This is a genomic window from Halopseudomonas xiamenensis (assembly GCF_014219065.1).
Classification (GTDB): domain Bacteria; phylum Pseudomonadota; class Gammaproteobacteria; order Pseudomonadales; family Pseudomonadaceae; genus Halopseudomonas; species Halopseudomonas xiamenensis.
On record NZ_JACLGO010000063.1, the window covers coordinates 1 to 1,371 of the forward strand.

The 1,371-nt window shown below is 59.2% G+C and carries 1 protein-coding gene; it reads left to right on the plus strand.

The window, feature by feature from the left end; translation table 11 throughout:
- Positions 1 to 49: 49 nt before the first annotated feature.
- On the plus strand, positions 50 to 1,087 hold the full coding sequence (locus tag H6X51_RS19800; protein ID WP_185269128.1) for an IS110 family RNA-guided transposase: 1,038 nt from the start codon (positions 50 to 52) through the stop codon (positions 1,085 to 1,087).
- Positions 1,088 to 1,371: the final 284 nt, after the last annotated feature.

Consider the following 1,371-nt stretch of genomic DNA (forward strand, 5'->3'; position numbering starts at 1 on the left):
CAGAATTGGTAGTTAGCGAAAAAACCAATAGGAAGGAGGAGGAGGAGTCATGAACAAGCATACGGTGATCAGCCTTGATCTGGCAAAGAGCGTTTTTCAGGCGTGCAACATAGACACGCGTAATCAACAGGTTCGCTCCAACAAGACACTCAGACGAAATCAGGTTCTCGATTATATGCGCCGCCAGCCACCCTGCCGGGTGTTCATGGAAGCCTGCGGTGGAGCACATTACTGGGCACGGCAGTTACACGCCATGGGGCATGAGGTGCATCTGATGGCGCCGCAGTTCGTCACGCCCTTTCGCAAGGGGCACAAGACCGACGCCAATGATGCGCTGGCCATCGCCGAGGCCGGACAACGCCCGAACATGCGCTTCGTACCGATCAAGAGCCTGGAGCAGCAGGATATCCAGAGCCTGCACCGGGTCCGTGAGGTGTGCATCAGGCAGCGTACCCAACTGATCAACCAGACCCATGGGTTGCTGCAGGAGTATGGCGTGGCCAGTGGTCGTGGGCAGAAGAGCCTGCGGCAGAGCGTCTGGCGCGCTCTGGAGGATGCAGACAACGAGTTGACCGTCTTGATGCGCGAGCTATTGACAGAGCAGATGATTGAACTGGCACGGCTGAATGGGCGCATTGATGCACTGGACAAGCGCGTGGAGCGGATGAGCCGTAGCGTTGCCGCCTGTCGAGCGCTGCTGGCTCTGGAGGGCGTTGGCCCCGTGGGGGCGACCATGCTGTATAGCGCGCTGGGTAACGGCCATGCCTTCAGCAAGGGACGACAGGCCTCGGCGTATCTGGGGCTCACACCCCGGCAGTACAGCAGTGGCGGTGAGGTAACGCTGACAGGGATTGGGCGTACCGGCCAGCCCCAGCTCAAGGCCACCTTGATCCGCGGAGCGCATGCGGTACTCAAGTCACTGGGTGATAAGCAGGATGCCAAGAGCCGCTGGCTACGGGCTCTGGTCAGTCGCACGGGCAAGAACAGGGCTGCCGTCGCGCTGGCCAACAAGACGGTACGCACCGCCTGGGCGATGCTACATCACGGACAGGCGTACCAGAAAGAGTGGATAAGTACCCCGACCTGATTCCCGGATAACAGGAGGCAGGTTAAACAGAGCATGTCGGCCTGAGGGCCACTACCACGTTGCCGAGCAACGAGAGATGAAAAACAGGTCAGACCGACCTTCTCCAAACCTGGTCATTGCGACGGCTGAAAGGTCTCACGCTCGCCGAGGAGAGAAGGTGCGCGACGTTCATCAGGGTCAGGGGATAGCTACCCCATTGAGAGACCGACTATACGCACGCATCGGCTTTATGTTTTTCAACCATCGGAGCTTGCAACCGGGGAGGAGTCCCTATACGCAATGAC

Coding starts and splice junctions, on each gene's coding strand:
- H6X51_RS19800 (WP_185269128.1), top strand. CDS start 50: ATGAACAAGCATACGGTGATCAGCCTTGATCTGGCAAAGAGCGTTTTT.